This window comes from Seramator thermalis (assembly GCF_004138125.1).
Lineage (GTDB): Bacteria > Bacteroidota > Bacteroidia > Bacteroidales > Dysgonomonadaceae > Seramator > Seramator thermalis.
The window spans coordinates 216,584-233,629 of record NZ_RXHS01000004.1 but is presented as its reverse complement, the minus strand read 5'-3'; the positions used below and the strand labels follow the sequence as shown (position 1 = coordinate 233,629).

Genomic DNA, 17,046 nt, shown 5'->3' with positions numbered 1-17,046 from the left:
CGATTGCAAATGAATGCGAACCAATATCTTCTCGGTATGACGCTTGCCGAAATTACTTCCGCTGTGTGTGAACTCGAATTGCCTAAATTTACCGCTAAACAAATTGCAGATTGGATTTATGTCAAGCGGGTGAAAAGTATCGACGAAATGACAAATATTTCCATTCGAAATCGCGATGTCCTCAAAAAGCATTTCGAAGTTGGCCGAAAAGAACCTCAAAATTTGCAAACATCGGTGGACGGAACCAAAAAAATGCTTTTCGAAACCATGACCGGCCAATTCATCGAATCGGTTACTATTCCGGAAGATGATCGACTAACGCTTTGCGTTTCGTCGCAAGTCGGATGCAAAATGAACTGCAGTTTTTGCATGACAGGAAAGATGGGTTTCAATGGAAATTTGTCGGCCAATGAAATTTTGAATCAAGTATATTCGGTTCCCGATTCCGAAGCTTTGTCCAATATTGTGTTTATGGGAATGGGAGAGCCGCTCGACAATTACGAAAACGTGATGAAAGCAATCGAAATTCTGACTGCCGATTATGCGTTGGCTTGGAGCCCGAAGCGGATCACACTTTCCACCATAGGTGTTTTGCCCAAATTGAAGCTTTTTCTGGATGAAAGTAAGTGCCATTTGGCTGTAAGTTTACACAGTCCTTTGTCAGTGCAGCGACAGTCGTTGATGCCTATCGAAAAAAAATATGCTTCGAAGGAAATTGTCGAACTGCTTCGAAATTACGATTGGAGTCATCAGCGCCGGCTTTCATTCGAATACATCATGTTTGCGGGCATAAATGATTCGCTCGTGTATGCGCGTGAACTGACCCGTCTTCTCGCAGGGTTGGATTGTCGCATCAATCTCATACGTTTTCATGCAATTCCCGATAGCGAATATCGTCCCTCGGATGATGAAACAATGATTGCATTTCGCGATTTTCTCACTGCAAAAGGCTTCATCAGCACCATTCGCGCTTCGCGCGGCGAAGATATTTCTGCTGCTTGCGGCATGCTTTCCACTCAGTCAAAAAAAGCAGTCTAATGATTGACCAATCCGTAAATTATCATAAATATAGCTCGAAGATATTCATTTCGCGCAAATTGCATTATTTTTGTTGTATGGTTGATGAGATAATTTATGTCTAACGCCTAAAACATTTATATTATGAAACATATTGCTTTATCTGTCACGCTTCTTTTGGCCATTGTCGTTGGTTTTTCATCGTGCAATAACGGCAGCGGTATATTATCTGCCTCTTCGACTGCTAACGAAGTGCTTGTGGTGATGGATGATCAGTCGTGGAAAGAAGGCCTTGCAGGAAGAGCTCTTTTCGATGTGCTCAATTCACCTGTATTAGGGTTGCCTCAAACCGAACCAAATTTCAGGATTATGCAGATTGCACCCGAAAACTTTACAACTACGTTCAGAACGATGCGTAATATCGTGATTCCCGAAATTTCGAATATTTACTCTGCGCCCAAGCTTAGTGCGGAGATCGACAAACATGCTTACGGGCAGGTAATCCTGACTATCAAAGCGCCAGATACCACCTCATTTGTGAACTATGTGACCGAAAATTCAGCCAGTATCGTCGATTATTTAGTAACAAAAGAACTGGAACGTACTGCCGAATGGCTCAAGAAAGATGCATACACTCCCCAAACGCAAATCAGGCAAATGTTCGGAATATCGATCAGTTATCCGAAGGGATTGCCACACGTTACAACGAAAAAAGATTTTTATTGGGCTACGAACAATGCCGGCGAAAAACGGCAGGATATTGTAATCTACCAGTTTCCCTATACCACCGAAAAGGTTTTCGAAAAGGATTCGCTCATTGCAATTCGCAACAAGATTTTGGGCGAACATATCAAAGGTAGTTTTGATTCACAAATGACTACATCGAAGGCTTATGATCCGATTTATAAAAAAATGGAGGTCGATAGTATTTTCCGCGCCGAACTTCGTGGTTTATGGGAGATGACCACTGATATGATGGGCGGGCCTTTTGTTTCGCAGGCGTTTGTCAATCCCTACACCAACAAAGTTATCGTTGTAGATGTTTTTGTTTATGCTCCCGAAAGCAATAAAAGAAATCTAATTCGAACGCTGGAAGCATCGTTCTACACCATTCGGATATTGAAGCCTGAAGAAATGGCTTCGGACGAAGCAGTAAAAAAGAAATAAATCTCAAGTAGTAAAAAAATGTCGGAATTACTCAAAGTTGGCATCACGCATGGAGATATCAACGGCGTCGGTTATGAAATTTTGCTCAAAACTTTCGCCGATGATCGCTTACTCGAACTTTTCAACCCCGTGATTTATGGATCACCCAAAGTGGCATCTTATTATCGCAAAGTACTCAATTATCAACCCATTTCATTCAATTTGATACGTCGTGCCGACGAATGCGAAGAAGGTCAAATTAATATGGTAAATTGCCTGAAAGAAGAATTGAAAATCGAAATGGGTGTCCCGTCCGATGTTTCAGGCGAAGCTTCTTTCGTAGCTCTTGAGGCAGCTTGCAACGATTTGGAAAACTCGAAAATAGATGTTCTGGTTACTCTCCCCATCAACAAAGATGCTATTCAGAGCGAAAATTTTCATTTTCCGGGGCACACAGAATATCTGCAACAACGATTCTCCAAAAAAGGAGAAAAAGCCCTCATGATTTTGGCCAACGAAACTCTCAGAGTTGCTCTCGTAACGGCGCATATGCCTATTTCTGAGGTTTCTCGTCACATTACAAAAGAAAATATAACGGAGAAGCTCGATATTCTGGATCTGTCACTCAGACGCGATTTCAATCTCGAGAATCCACGGATTGCCGTTTTGGGTTTGAATCCTCATGCCGGCGAAAATGGATTGTTGGGTAAGGAAGAAAACGAGATTATCGCTCCTGTTATCAAGGAAGCGCAGGATCGTGGCATTTTGTGTGCAGGACCTTTCCCTGCAGACGGCTTCTTCGGATCGGGGCGATATAAAGATTTCGATGCCGTTTTGGCCATGTATCATGACCAGGGATTGATACCGTTTAAAACGCTGTCAATGGCTTCAGGCGTAAACTTCACCGCCGGTCTTCCCATAGTTCGTACATCGCCCGATCACGGTACAGCCTACGATATTGCGGGGCAGGATAAGGCTTCGGACGAATCTTTTCGTCAAGCCATTTATATGGCTATCGATATTTATAAAAATCGTAAGTTATACGACGAAGCTCGTCGAAATCCTTTACACAAGATGTTCTTCGATAGGGGAAAAGACGACGAAAAACTCGATTTGACCGCAGACGAAGCGGAAGATTGAGCAAAAGCGATTTGTCTTCAAAACATTCCTCCGATTTTACGGATGATCCACAAGACTAAACTTAGAACGGCACTTAGCAAAATCATCGTGGTAATGGGAAAGTAAAACCGGAAATTTTCTCTTTCGATGCGGATGTCTCCGGGTAATCGACCCAAGAATGACAATTTATCGCCAAAAAATAGGAGAATTATTCCGACAATAAGGATAATAATTCCGATTGTTATTAAAATTTTTCCGGATTGTTGCATAGTTGATCAAAGAAAACAAAGACGTGGCCATCCCGACCACGTCTTCCGTTTATATTGAATTGCATCAATTGTTTTCGGGACGAAGTTTGCGAACTACAGCACCCGTTTGCCACATTTCGCTTTCGCGGAGAGCTTTCAGCTCTTCTTCGAGTTTTTCGCGATAATCGGGCTGAGAATTGCTGTCGATCGATCGTTGAGCTTCGTTTCCATTGGCTACCTCCCTGTATAGTTTTTCGAAAACGGGTTTGGTTGCGTCGTGAAATGGTCCCATCCAATCCAAAGCGCCACGCTGTGCGGTGGTTGAACAATTGGCATACATCCAGTCCATTCCTTTTTCGGCGAACAAGGGCATCAGCGATTGAGTAAGCTCTTCAACCGTTTCGTTGAATGCTTCCGAAGGTGAGTGCCCGTTTTCGCGCAATGTTTCGTATTGAGCGAGTAACAATCCCTGAATAGCGCCCATAAGTGTACCGCGTTCCCCAGTTAAGTCGGAATATACTTCGCGCTGAAAAGTTGTTTCGAACAGATATCCTGAGCCAATTCCGATGCCGAGTGCAATTACCCGATCGAAAGCTTTTCCGGTGGCATCCTGATAAATAGCGTAACTCGAATTCAGTCCGCGTCCTTCGAGAAACATCCGACGAAGGCTTGTGCCCGAACCTTTTGGAGCAACCAAAATCACGTCAACGTCGGCCGGAGGAACAATGCCGGTACGATCGTTGTAGGTGATGCCGAATCCGTGCGAAAAATAAAGCGCTTTACCTGCAGTCAGATGTTTTTTTACTGTCGGCCATACTTGTATTTGTGCGGCATCCGAAAGCAGATACTGAATGATGGTGCCTCGTTGGCATGCTTCTTCAATTTCGAATAAAGTTTCGCCCGGCACCCATCCGTCGGCTACTGCTTTGTCCCAAGTTTTGCCACCTTTACGCTGCCCCACAATCACATTAAATCCGTTGTCGCGCAAGTTGAGCGATTGGCCCGGCCCTTGCACGCCATAACCGATGACCGCAATGGTTTCATCTTTCAATACTTCTTTTGCTTTGCTTAACGGAAATTCGTCTCGGGTTACTACATTTTCTTCAACCCCTCCAAAATTCATTTTTGCCATTTTCTTAAAGTTTTTTCCCGGGAAATCTGTTTCCCGTTTTATTAATAATTAAATTGTTTTATTCGTTTGTTTTGTTGTATGATTCCTTAATTCTTTCTTCGGCTTCGCTGCGTTTGGCCAACATATCGCTCAGTCGTTCGACGGGCGATTTGGTGATGGCAATTCTCCCCGAACGGACGAATTGCAATACTCCGATTTTTTCGGCCAATTCTTCGAAAAGTGCTTGCGTTTCGACGTAGTGTCCGGCTTTGAGAAATACGATGCAATCTTTTGAAATTTCCAGCACGCGAATGTTGTATTTTCTTACCAAATATTCTATCGATCCGTGCTCCAATACCTTTTCCGTGGATAATTTATACAAGGCGAGCTCCTGATGTACCAATTCGTCGTTGGTGTTGTAAAAAGCTTTCAGAATATCTACCTGCTTGTCTATTTGATTGACGAGCTTTTTTATCGATTCTTCGGTTTCCGAAAGAGCCGTGATGGTAAATTTGTGAATGCCCGGAATGGCTGAAGGCGAAACGGATAGGGTTTCGATGTTGACTTGTCTTCTTGTAAAAATTGTGGTTATCTGATTGAGTACCCCTACTGCATTTTCAGAAAAAATGGTGATCGTATAGAGTGTTTTATTTTCCATAATTCTCTTTATTATTTTATTTGTTCCGGAAAATTTTCCTACCGTTAAATCTTGTATCCGTTTCCCAGTATGATATTCGTTATATTCCCTCCTGCCGGGACCATCGGATATACCATCCCTTTTGTTTCCACCACTACTTCAAGCAGATATGCTCCTTGATGAGAGAGCATTTCGGCTATTGCATCATCCAATTCGTCACGTTGTGTGACCTTTCGGCCCTTGATTCCGTAGGCATCGGCAATTTTGACGAAATCGGGATTTTTGAGATGTGTTTCGGAATACCTTTCGTCGAAGAAAAGCTCCTGCCATTGACGAACCATACCCAGAAAATTGTTATTTAACAGGACAATTTTAATATCAATATTGTTTTCCATGATCGTTCCCAATTCCTGAATGGTCATCTGAAACCCTCCATCGCCCACGAACACGACAACCGTTCTGTCAGGTGCACCATATTTTGCACCGATGGCTGCGGGTAGCCCAAACCCCATCGTACCCAATCCGCCCGAAGTGATCATGCTGCGTGGTTGGGTGAATTTAAAGTATCGGGTACCCATCATCTGATGTTGTCCCACATCGGTAACGCAAATGGCTTCATTGTGAGTAGCTTCCGCCACTTTATTCACTACTTCTCCCATTTTGATTTCACCCGAATCGGGATAAAGTTCGTTTCTGATGATGTATTCAAACTCTTTATCGTACAAAGGCTTGAAACTTTCAATCCATTCGGTATGCTTTGCGGGTTTCACCAATTCGGTAACCTTTGGCAAAGTTTGTTTTACATCGCCCAACACTTTAACGTCTGCTTTGACATTTTTGTTGATTTCGGCGCGGTCAATATCGAAATGAATGACTTTTGCCTGTTTGGCATACGTATTCAAATCGCCTGTTACACGGTCATCGAAACGCATGCCGATGGCGATCAATACATCGCATTCGTTGGTTTTGATGTTGGTAGCGATGTTGCCATGCATACCCAGCATTCCGCAATTGAGGGGATGATCGGATGGCATGGCCGACAGACCAAGGATGGTTGAGCCAAATGGGATATCGGCTTTTTCGAGAAAAGCACGCAATTCGTTTTCTGCATTTCCCAATGTTACGCCCTGTCCCACCAGTGCAAACGGTTTTTTAGCCTGGTTGATGAGGTCGGCAGCTGCTTCTATTTGTTCGTGGTCGATTTCGGGAACCGGCTCGTAACTGCGAAGAAAAATTGTTTTTTCGTACGAAAAGTTGCATTTGCCAGTTTGAGCATCTTTTGCAATGTCCAATACCACGGGCCCGGGCCGCCCACTCGAGGCGATATAGAATGCTCTCGATACAGCCCAAGCAATATCTTCGGGCCGGCGAATCTGATAGGCCCATTTTGTGATGGGCTGAGTGATGCCGATGACATCCGCTTCCTGAAAAGCATCGGATCCAAGTAACGAAGAAGTTACCTGTCCCGAAATTACGACTAATGGTGTACTGTCCATCAACGCATCGGTGATTCCGGTAATGGCATTTGTTGCGCCCGGTCCCGATGTTACCAATGCAACGCCTACCTTTTTCGACGCGCGGGCATAACCTTCCGCTGCATGTACGGCTCCCTGTTCGTGACGAACAAGGATGTGCCTGATTCGGTCTTTGCAGTCGTATAAGGCATCGAAAACGGGCATGATGGCTCCTCCCGGATAGCCAAATATGGTGCTCACTCCTTCGGCTATCAGCGAGCGAATGAGTGCTTCACTTCCGGTGATCATTTCGTTTGTTGTATCATTCTCTTTCATTGTATGATATATGATTTTGATTGTTGACGTTTTAAAATTGATTCCGATTGAAGTTTAGTCTATGAGTCTGACTGCTCCCAAATCGGCAGAGCTGACCAGTTGTGCATAAGCTTTGAGGGCTTTTGATACTTTTCTGTCGCGCTGCGGCTTAAAGGCATTGTTGCCTTTTGCCTCTTCGGCTTTTCGACGTTCGGTCAATTCGTTGTCGGAAATCTTTAGGTTGATGCTGCGGTTCGGTATATCGATTTCGATGATATCGCCCGATCTAACCAGAGCAATGTTTCCACCGGCTGCAGCTTCGGGTGAGACATGCCCGATGGAAAGACCGGATGTGCCTCCCGAGAATCGTCCGTCGGTAATCAGTGCGCAGGCTTTTCCCAGATGTCGCGATTTGATGTAGGAGGTGGGGTAGAGCATTTCCTGCATGCCGGGACCGCCTTTCGGACCTTCATAAATGATGACCACCACATCGCCGGATTGTACTGTTCCGTCAAGAATTCCTCGACATGCGTCTTCCTGCGATTGAAAAACTTTTGCCGTTCCGGCAAATTTCCAGATACTTTCGTCCACTCCCGCCGTTTTCACCACGCAGCCGTCTTGGGCGATGTTTCCTTTGAGAATGGCCAATCCGCCGTCTTTTGTGTAGGCATGAGCCACGTTGCGGATGCACCCATTTTCGCGATCGGTATCGAAATCCTTAAAACGTGCATTTTGCGAACCCATCACCAGATTAAATCGATTGCCCGGTGCCGACGAATAGATGTTTTTGGCTTCTTCCGACGGATTTGCTTTTGTAATGTCATAGTGTTCGATTGCCTCGGATAAAGTCATCCCGTCAACACGGTGAACCGACGAATCGACGAGTCCTGCCTCTGCCAGTTCTTTCATGATTCCCAAAATTCCGCCGGCTCGATTGACGTCCTGAATGTGATATTTCTTGGTGTTGGGTGCTACTTTGCAAATGCAGGGAACTTTTCGCGACAAGGCATCGATATCGTCGAGTGTGAACGATACTTCGGCCTCGTGTGCAATGGCAAGCAAGTGTAGGATAGTATTTGTAGATCCGCCCATTGCAATATCGAGGGTCATGGCATTGAGAAAAGCTGCTCTCGTGGCTATATTGCGAGGGAGAATGCTTTCGTCGCCGTCGAAATAATAACGATTGGCATTTTCTACGATTTGTTTGGCTGCCTTCACAAACAATTCTTTGCGATTGACGTGGGTAGCCACGATTGTTCCGTTTCCCGGCAGTGCCAACCCGATTGCTTCGGCAAGGCAATTCATCGAATTGGCGGTGAACATTCCCGAGCACGATCCGCAAGTGGGGCAAGCCAGATTTTCGAGTTGGGCGATGCGTTCGTCGCTCACGGAGTCGTCGGCCGACTCAATCATCGCGTCGATCAAATCCACTTGTTCGTCTCCTATTTTGCCGGCTTCCATAGGTCCGCCCGATACGAAAACCGTCGGAATATTCAATCGCATGGCAGCCATCAGCATTCCCGGCGTTATTTTGTCGCAATTGCTGATGCAGACCATCGCGTCAGCCTTATGGGCATTGATCATATATTCTACCGAATCGGCAATCAGATCGCGTGATGGAAGCGAATACAGCATTCCGTCGTGCCCCATGGCGATGCCGTCGTCGATGGCTATCGTATTGAATTCGGCCGCAAAACAGCCCAACTTTTCAATTTCGGCTTTCACCATTTGCCCCACTTCGTGCAGATGCGTGTGTCCCGGCACGAATTGAGTAAATGAATTTACCACCGCAATGATGGGTTTGCCCATTTGTTCGCGCTTCATGCCGGCTGCTTGCCAAAGTGCACGAGCTCCCGCCATCAAACGACCTGAAGTGGAGGTATGGCTTTTCAGCCTGTTTTCGCCGCCGTTATGGTTCGTATGTTTATTCGATTGATCATTCATATTTTTCATCTATTTTAAAAATATCTTCAGACTTTTATCGTAATTGTTCAATCTTTTATCCCAATTATTCAATCTTATTGCTCGGATATTAAATTTTCTATCCCAATTATTCAATCCTACTGCTCGAATATTAAATTTTCTATCTCATTTGTTCAATCCTACAGATAGAATATTAAACCTTTTATCTCAATTATTAAATCCTATTGCTCGAATATTAAATTTTCTATCTCATTTAGTCAATCTTATTGCTCAAAAATTAAATCTTCTATCTCATTTGTTCAATCCTACAGCTAATTCTTGATTCTTGGATCTTGGCTGTGTTGCGTGTTCCGTCTTATTTCCTTATATAGTCCACAATCCATTTTCCCACTTCGCTTGTCTTGTAAGCTTTGCCACCTTCGGCAATATCTTCGGTTACGATGCCGGCCTCCATACTCGCATTCACCGCTTCGCGAATGAGTGCCCCTTCGCGCATGAGGTTGAAGCCAAGTTCGAACATCAGTGCAGCCGAAAGTATCATGGCGACGGGATTGGCTATGTCTTTTCCGGCAGCTTGCGGATACGACCCGTGAATGGGTTCGAAGAGCGATGTGTGCAGCCCGATGGATGCTGAGGGCAACAGCCCGAGCGATCCGGTGATGACCGATGCTTCGTCGGTGAGAATATCGCCGAAAAGATTTTCGGTTACAAGTACGTCGAAACTTTTAGGCCATTGAATGATGCGCATGGCGGCGTTATCCACAAAAAGAAAATCGGTTTCGATGTCGGGATATTGCGGGGCGATTTCTTGTGCAATCTGACGCCACAAACGTGACGTAGCAATGACGTTTGCCTTGTCCACAACCGTAAGTTTTTTGCGACGTTGGCCTGCAAATTTATAAGCCAGATGCAGAATGCGTTCTATCTCCTCGCGAGTGTAGATGCACGTATCGTAGGCCGTGTTTCCGTCTTCGCTGCGACCTTGCGGACGGCCAAAATACATTCCGCCGGTCAGTTCCCGAATGCATATAAAATCGGCTCCTTCAACCAACTCGGCACGAAGTGGAGATTTGTGGATGAGAGACGGAAAAGTGACTACGGGACGAATATTGCCGTACAGGCCCAACTGTTTGCGCATGCGGAGCAACCCTTGTTCGGGACGAACTTTGGCATTGGGGTCGTTGTCGTATTTGGGATCACCAATGGCACCGAAGAGCACTGCATCCGATTGCATGCAAAGCTCATGCGTTTCGGGAGGATAGGGGTCGCCAACGGCATCTATGGCACAAGCCCCCACGAGGGCTTCTTCGAATTCCAATTGATGACCAAATTTTTCGCAGACTGCCTTTGTTACGTCTAAGGCCTGTTTCATGATCTCCGGCCCGATTCCGTCGCCCGGCAGGACAGCGATATGTAAAGTCATTCGGGTATTGTGCGGTGCTTTGTTGAAATCTTGTTGTGAATTATTATCTGACATTCTTATGGGTATATTGTTAAGTTGAATTGCTTATATACGTATATTTCTGAAAAAGAATCAGGGCAACTGCATGTAATTGATGGTCGGAATATTTCCGCTTTCAATCATGTTCAGCATTTTCATTGTTGCCTTGATGGCTGCGGCTGTTTGGTCGGCATCCAGACCTCGTGTTTTGAAGATTTTGCCATCGAATTTCCAAGTGATGATGGTTTGCACATAGGCATTGGTCTGTCCGCCGGGAGGAATCACGACGACATAGTCGAGCAATTCGGGAGTGGGCTTCTTGAGATCCCTGTAGATTTTGAACATTGCTTTCGAAAAAGCATGATATTGTCCTTCACCGGCAGCCGTTTGCTGATATACCTCGCCCTTGATCGATACTTTTACTGTGGCCGTGGGGCGCATTCCGTTAGTGAGCGTAAGCGAATAGTTGAGCATCTGAATATCCTGATTGTCGGTGCCATTTTTCAGTACGTCCGAAACGATGTAGGGTAATTCGTCGGGGCTTACGAGCTCTTTTTTGTCGCCCAGTTCGATAATTCGTTCCGTGATTTTTTTCACCGATTCATCGTCTACTTCGATACCCAAGGCTTCGAGATTTTTGACGATGTTGGCTTTACCGGAGTTTTTGCCTAATGCGTATTCGCGTGAACGACCAAAACGTTCGGGCATCAAATCGTTGAAATAGAGATTTTTCTTTTTGTCGCCATCGGCATGTACACCGGCAACTTGTGTGAAAACATTGTCGCCGATGATGGGTTTGTTGTTCGGAATGCGAATGCCGGAATAACTTTCCACAATTTTGCTTACGTGATAGAGCTTGTCTTCGGCAATATTGGTTTGGAGTTTTAGTTGATCGTGGATCACCGCCACAACACTGGTTATCGGGGCATTTCCTGCTCTTTCGCCCAAACCATTTACTGTTACATGAACGCCGTCGATACCTGCTTTTACTGCTTCGAACACATTGGCAACGGCCAAATCATAATCGTTGTGGGCATGAAAATCGAAATGCAAATCGGGATAACGTTCGATCATAGTTTGACAAAAGATTCGCGCTTCATCCGGATTTAATATACCCAAAGTATCGGGCAACATGAATCTGTCTATCGGCTCGTGTTGCAACTCGTCCATCATGTCAAAAACGTAGTGTTGCGAATCACGCATACCGTTCGACCAGTCTTCCAAATAAATGTTCACGTTCATTCCCCGATTTTTCGCATCGGCAATCACTTTTTTTATGTCGGTAACGTGTTGTTGAACCGTTTTTCGCAATTGAAACGTGCAATGTTTTTCAGACCCTTTGCATAGCAAATTTACCACTTTGCAGCCGGCATTGGTAATCCAATCGAGCGATTCTGTTCCGTCGATAAATCCCAAAATTTCTATCCTGTCAAGATATCCATGTGATTTGGCCCATCGGGCTATTTTTTGAACCGATTTGAATTCTCCTTCCGAAACTCTTGCCGAAGCAATTTCAACGCGATCCACATTGAGTTCTTCGATGAGTAAACGGACAATACTTACCTTTTCTTCTGCTGCAAACGATACGCCCGATGTCTGTTCGCCATCGCGCAGCGTCGTATCCATTATTTCGATTTTTCTTTTTTCCATCAGTTCGCTATAAATTGTACCGTCTTCAATATACGAAAGGGCGTTTTTTTTCGTATGTTTCTATTTTGTCTTTGTTCGAAAGTAGGTAGTCGATATCGTCCAGTCCTTTCAGCAGACATTCTTTTTTGTATGCATTTATTTCGAAAGATTCCTGTTCGCCGGTTTCGTTGTTGCGAATGGTTTGTGCTTCGAGATTCACCGTGATGGTTGCTTTGGGATTTTTTTGAACCGATTCGAAAAGACTGTTCAGGAAATTGCTGCTTACGACTACCGGAAGAACGCCGTTGTTGAGCGCATTGTTGCGAAAAATGTCGGCGAAAAAGCTCGACACAACAACTTTGAATCCATAGCCTGCAATAGCCCAGGCTGCATGTTCGCGACTGCTGCCGCTTCCAAAATTTTTTCCGGCAACCAGTATTTCGCCACTATAGGTGGGATCATTCAGAACGAAATCCGGTTTGGGATTTCCCTCCTTGTCGTAACGCCAGTCGGCAAATAAATTGTTGCCAAATCCTTCGCGCGTGGTGGCTTTCAGGAAACGTGCAGGAATAATCTGATCTGTGTCCACGTTTTCGATGGGCAGTGGAACGTATGTAGATGTGATGGTTTGAAACTTTTGCATAGTTTTTTTATTGTTGGCCGATTAGCCGCCTTTTAAGGCATTGTTGATATTGCTCTCGGTTTATTGATTGAATAAAATGGTTTGAATATTAGTCTGTTTATTTATATTTGATGAAATTTATGGCAAGCTTATTTTCCCGGTGACTGCAGCTGCTGCGGCAACAAGCGGACCGGCCAAAATAGTTCGGGAACCCGGACCTTGACGTCCCTCGAAATTGCGGTTCGAAGTAGAAACGGCATATTTTCCTGCAGGAATTTTGTCGTCGTTCATAGCCAGACAGGCCGAACATCCGGGTTGACGCAGTTCAAAACCTGCTTCTTCGAGTATTTTGTCGAGGCCTTCGGCTTCGATTTGTTTGCGAACTTGCCAGCTTCCGGGCACTAACCATGCAGTTACGTTGTCGGCTTTCTTTTTCCCTCTTACATAATTGGCAAAAACCCGAAAATCTTCGATACGTCCGTTCGTGCAGCTTCCGAGGAAAACATAATCGATTGGTTTTCCCAATAATTTTTCTCCGGGCTTGAATCCCATATAATTCAATGCCTTTTCGAATGTTATTTTGCCGGCCGTGTCCACACTTTCGAGTTCGGGGATCGATCCGTCAATCGGCATTCCCATTCCGGGGTTGGTGCCGTAGGTGATCATCGGTTTGATTTGCGTTGCATCGATGGTTACTTCCTTGTCGAATTTGGCACTTTCATCGGTTTTCAACGTTTTCCAATAAGCAATGGCTTGTTCCCATCTATCGCCTTTTGGCGCGTATTCCCGTCCTTTCAGATAGGCAAAAGTGGTTTCGTCAGGAGCAACCAAACCGCCACGTGCGCCCATTTCGATACTCAGGTTGCACAATGTCATTCGGCCTTCCATCGAAAGGTTGCGAACGGCTTCGCCCGAATATTCGACGAAATAGCCGGTTGCACCGCCGGTAGTAAGTTGCGAAATCATATATAATGCCATGTCTTTAGCCCCAACGCCGTCAGCCAACTTCCCTTCGAAATTTATCCGCATGGTCTTCGGTCGTGTTTGCAGGATACACTGCGAAGCAAGCACCATTTCTACTTCACTCGTGCCGATGCCGAATGCAATAGCCCCGAAAGCACCATGAGTTGAAGTGTGGCTGTCACCGCAGACAATGGTCATTCCGGGTTGTGAATATCCGTTTTCGGGCCCGATCACGTGAACGATCCCATTTTTCGGATTGTTCAATCCGTAGTAGGTAAGGCCGAAGTCTCGTGCGTTTTTGGCAAGGGTATCCACTTGAAAACGCGAAACCTCGTCTCTGATTGGTTGATCCTGATGCATGGTTGGAATATTGTGATCGGCAGTGAGTGTAGTTTGCTCGGGGCGAAACACTTTCAATCCACGAGCACGCAATCCGGCAAATGCCTGTGGACTTGTAACTTCATGCACCAGATGTCTGTCGATATACAATTGTGTGGGGCCGTCTTTTACTTCTGTTACTACATGAGCGTCCCAAATTTTTTCGAAAAGAGTTTTCATAATTTTTTGTGGCTCGAGTTGTTTAACTCTTTGCCGTTTACTGTATTTTAATGATTAAATATCTTGTCTTGAATGTAAATCGAAAATCGAAAAATGAATTTCGGCTGCTAAAAAATAATTCGGATCAATTGTCTGTGAATTTGTTTACGGCGTCAATAAATGCTTCTACCGAGGCTGCCACAATATCTGTGTTGGCCGAAAATCCGTAGTAAACCGAACCTTTGTGTTCGACTTGCATGTGCACTTTTCCCACGTCGTCGCTTCCTCGATCGATGGCTTGAATCAGAAATTCCTTGATCGTCATCTTTCGGCGGATGATGTTTTTAACTGCGCGAATGGCGGCATCAACAGGTCCGTTTCCCGTAGCCGATGCTTCGAAATGTTCTCCTGAAATATCCAATCCGATACTGGCAACATCACGAACTCCGATGCCGCAAAGCACTTGCAGATAATCGATTTTGATGCGATGGAGGCGTGATTCTTTCCCGACGAGCATCAGGATGTCATCGTCATTCACACTTTTTTTCTTGTCGGCTAATTCCAAAAATTTTTGATAAACGGAGTCCAGTTCTTCCACTCCGAGTTTTACGCCAAGCAAATTTAACCTGTTTTTCAGAGCGGCTCGGCCACTTCGTGCCGTAAGCACGATTGAATTGTCGTCAATGCCTACATCCTGTGGATTGATTATTTCGTATGTTTCAACATTTTTAAGTACGCCGTCCTGATGAATTCCCGAAGAGTGTGCAAATGCATTTCGTCCGACGATAGCCTTATTCGGTTGAACGGGCATATTCATCAAGCTTGACACCAATCTGCTCGTGGAATAAATCTCTTTGGTATTGACGTTTGTATCGAATCCCCGATCTTTATGACTTTTCAGCGCCATAACTACCTCTTCGAGTGCGGTGTTGCCGGCGCGTTCTCCGATGCCGTTAACGGTAACCTCTATCTGTCGTGCTCCGTTTATGATCCCTGAAATAGTATTTGCGGTTGCCATTCCCAAATCCTGATGACAGTGCGTGGAAAGAATCGCATTCTTCAAATCCACATTATCGATCAGATATTTGATTTTTGCGCCATATTCGTCGGGGAAGCAATAACCGGTAGTGTCGGGAATATTAACGACTGTTGCACCGGCATCTACAACGGCCTGAACTACCCGAGCCAGATATTCGTTCTCGGTTCGTCCGGCATCTTCGGCATAAAATTCCACATCATCCACATATTTGCGCGCATGTTTGACGGCTTTTACTGCACGTTCGATAATTTCTTCTCTATTTGAATTGAATTTGTATTTGATGTGAGAATCCGATGTCCCAATGCCGGTGTGAATACGTTTTCGCTTGGCAAATTTAAGGGCTTCGGCAGCTACATCGATGTCTTTTTCTACGGCGCGGGTAAGAGCGCAAATAACCGGCCATGTGACGGCTTTCGAAATTTCGACAACAGAATTGAAATCGCCCGGACTCGATATGGGGAATCCGGCTTCGATAATATCAACGCCTAACAATTCCAGAGCTTTGGCTACCTGAATTTTTTCGATTGTATTGAGCTGGCATCCCGGAACTTGCTCACCGTCGCGCAGCGTTGTGTCAAATACATATATTCGCTCCATTATTTTTATATTTCGATTACGATGTTTTTATATTAAAAAACCTTTCTCACGTGGTGAGAAAGGTTATCATTAATTGCTCTTATTATGATTACGTATTCGATATGCCTGTCTCACCTCCCGGAGTTGTCCAGTAGAATTAGGGAAATGACTAGAATATGAATACTGTTATTGGTCATAAGTGTTTTAAGTGCTTAACCTAAATTTTGCTTACAAAGAAAAAGCAAAAAAATGAAACTGCAAAATATTTTTCAATTTTTATAGTGAAAAAATTACACTTTGTAATTTATTTAGCCCGAAAAACTCTCAAACTAATATTTCAAAATTATTTCGAATTAGCATTAAATCAAAAATTTACCTATTCGTTTGATCATATCGGAGAATGTCGTTTCACATCCCCAAAATGGTGATTTCTACAACGTTAATTTTGTCGATCAGCCTATTCTTCATTTTGATTTATGCAATTACTATACATTTCTGACACGCGATTTCGATCCAATTTATTCAAGGGGGGCGTTCTGGTTTCCGATCTATCAACATGAAAGTGACTTATTGGCTTAATAAATGCGGAAAGAAAATTTTGAGAGACAAAGCAAAAGAAGAGAGCCTGTGTCCTATTTTGCCGGATTTTATTTCAATTCAAATCTAAATTCGCGTAATCCTTCGTAGGTATTGATAAAAAAGCGGAAAGGTACGGAATTTGAGGCATTGGCATTGCGCAGGCTGTTTAGCGAAAACGATGCATACATGGTTTGTGGATAACCGGGAGGGTCATCGTTGCGTGAATGGCTGAAATACAAATCTATCTGCGAGAACTCAAAATCACGCAATAGCCCTATTGTATGCGGTTTGCTGTGATATTCGATTTCGATAATCAAATTCAAATAATCGCCGCCAACCCAAACACTTTGAATTTTTACCGGATCAGTGCTCCATCGTATCGGAAATCCGTTTTTTGCAATGGTTGATGTGAAAATATCGGTTACCCGATTGACTATCACGGTGTCAGCTTTGTATGGAGTATAGTCGAGAATAACTCGTTGTCCGTTAATTCCATCGTAACTTGTCGAGGTTTTAGGAATCAGAATTTTTCTATTGTCCAATGCGAACTTTATTTCCCCATTTGATTTCAATACCGTCGCAAATTCCAAAAAATAATCCTCGATGCGCTCGGGTTGTTTTTCGCAAGCCGTTACAAACACGAGAGATAATAAACCAATCAGGAGACACACACGTTTCATTTTTTCTGAA

At 44.5% G+C, this 17,046-nt stretch carries 14 protein-coding genes; 3 read left to right on the top strand and 11 right to left on the bottom strand.

Features of this window, described 5'->3' with window-relative positions:
* Positions 1 to 9: 9 nt before the first annotated feature.
* The 3 genes from rlmN to pdxA all read left to right on the top strand — a co-directional run bounded on the left by rlmN (position 10) and on the right by pdxA (position 3,303).
* Positions 10 to 1,038, top strand: a complete 1,029-nt coding sequence (gene rlmN, locus EJN84_RS05050; protein WP_129594391.1) for a 23S rRNA (adenine(2503)-C(2))-methyltransferase RlmN — start codon at positions 10 to 12, stop codon at positions 1,036 to 1,038.
* Positions 1,039 to 1,161: 123 nt separating this feature from the next.
* Positions 1,162 to 2,184, top strand: a complete 1,023-nt coding sequence (locus tag EJN84_RS05045; protein WP_129594390.1) for a DUF4837 family protein — start codon at positions 1,162 to 1,164, stop codon at positions 2,182 to 2,184.
* Positions 2,185 to 2,202: 18 nt separating this feature from the next.
* On the top strand, positions 2,203 to 3,303 hold the full coding sequence (pdxA, locus tag EJN84_RS05040; RefSeq protein WP_129594389.1) for a 4-hydroxythreonine-4-phosphate dehydrogenase PdxA: 1,101 nt from the start codon (positions 2,203 to 2,205) through the stop codon (positions 3,301 to 3,303).
* 17 nt (positions 3,304 to 3,320) lie between these two features.
* Here pdxA and EJN84_RS12535 read toward each other — a convergent pair whose 3' ends face one another.
* The 11 genes from EJN84_RS12535 to EJN84_RS04985 form a co-directional block, all read right to left on the bottom strand.
* Positions 3,321 to 3,551: a DUF2905 domain-containing protein gene (locus tag EJN84_RS12535; RefSeq protein WP_129594388.1), complete on the bottom strand. Its 231-nt coding sequence runs from the start codon at positions 3,549 to 3,551 to the stop codon at positions 3,321 to 3,323.
* 64 nt (positions 3,552 to 3,615) lie between these two features.
* Positions 3,616 to 4,662, bottom strand: coding sequence for a ketol-acid reductoisomerase (gene ilvC, locus EJN84_RS05030; protein WP_129594387.1), 1,047 nt, complete (start codon positions 4,660 to 4,662; stop codon positions 3,616 to 3,618).
* A gap of 58 nt (positions 4,663 to 4,720) precedes the next feature.
* Positions 4,721 to 5,299, bottom strand: a complete 579-nt coding sequence (gene ilvN / locus EJN84_RS05025) for an acetolactate synthase small subunit (RefSeq protein ID WP_101486359.1) — start codon at positions 5,297 to 5,299, stop codon at positions 4,721 to 4,723.
* Positions 5,300 to 5,343: 44 nt separating this feature from the next.
* Entirely contained in the window at positions 5,344 to 7,068 is a 1,725-nt protein-coding gene (gene ilvB, locus EJN84_RS05020) for a biosynthetic-type acetolactate synthase large subunit (protein ID WP_238943927.1), read from the bottom strand.
* A 54-nt stretch (positions 7,069 to 7,122) separates the two neighbouring features.
* Positions 7,123 to 8,991, bottom strand: a complete 1,869-nt coding sequence (ilvD, locus tag EJN84_RS05015) for a dihydroxy-acid dehydratase (protein WP_129594386.1) — start codon at positions 8,989 to 8,991, stop codon at positions 7,123 to 7,125.
* 334 nt (positions 8,992 to 9,325) lie between these two features.
* Entirely contained in the window at positions 9,326 to 10,393 is a 1,068-nt protein-coding gene (leuB, locus tag EJN84_RS05010) for a 3-isopropylmalate dehydrogenase (protein WP_129594444.1), read from the bottom strand.
* 111 nt (positions 10,394 to 10,504) lie between these two features.
* Positions 10,505 to 12,061: an alpha-isopropylmalate synthase regulatory domain-containing protein gene (locus EJN84_RS05005; RefSeq protein ID WP_129594385.1), complete on the bottom strand. Its 1,557-nt coding sequence runs from the start codon at positions 12,059 to 12,061 to the stop codon at positions 10,505 to 10,507.
* 25 nt (positions 12,062 to 12,086) lie between these two features.
* Positions 12,087 to 12,683 (bottom strand): 3-isopropylmalate dehydratase small subunit, encoded by a 597-nt coding sequence (leuD, locus tag EJN84_RS05000; protein WP_129594384.1) that lies wholly within the window; start codon positions 12,681 to 12,683, stop codon positions 12,087 to 12,089.
* Positions 12,684 to 12,800: 117 nt separating this feature from the next.
* Positions 12,801 to 14,183 carry a 3-isopropylmalate dehydratase large subunit gene (gene leuC / locus EJN84_RS04995; RefSeq protein ID WP_129594383.1) on the bottom strand — a complete coding sequence of 461 codons (1,383 nt, stop codon included), beginning with the start codon at positions 14,181 to 14,183 and terminating at the stop codon, positions 12,801 to 12,803.
* 124 nt (positions 14,184 to 14,307) lie between these two features.
* Complete coding sequence (locus EJN84_RS04990) at positions 14,308 to 15,798, bottom strand: 2-isopropylmalate synthase (RefSeq protein WP_394343082.1); 1,491 nt, start codon at positions 15,796 to 15,798, stop codon at positions 14,308 to 14,310.
* Positions 15,799 to 16,424: 626 nt separating this feature from the next.
* On the bottom strand, positions 16,425 to 17,036 hold the full coding sequence (locus EJN84_RS04985) for a NigD1/NigD2 family lipoprotein (RefSeq protein ID WP_129594381.1): 612 nt from the start codon (positions 17,034 to 17,036) through the stop codon (positions 16,425 to 16,427).
* Positions 17,037 to 17,046 lie beyond the last annotated feature (10 nt).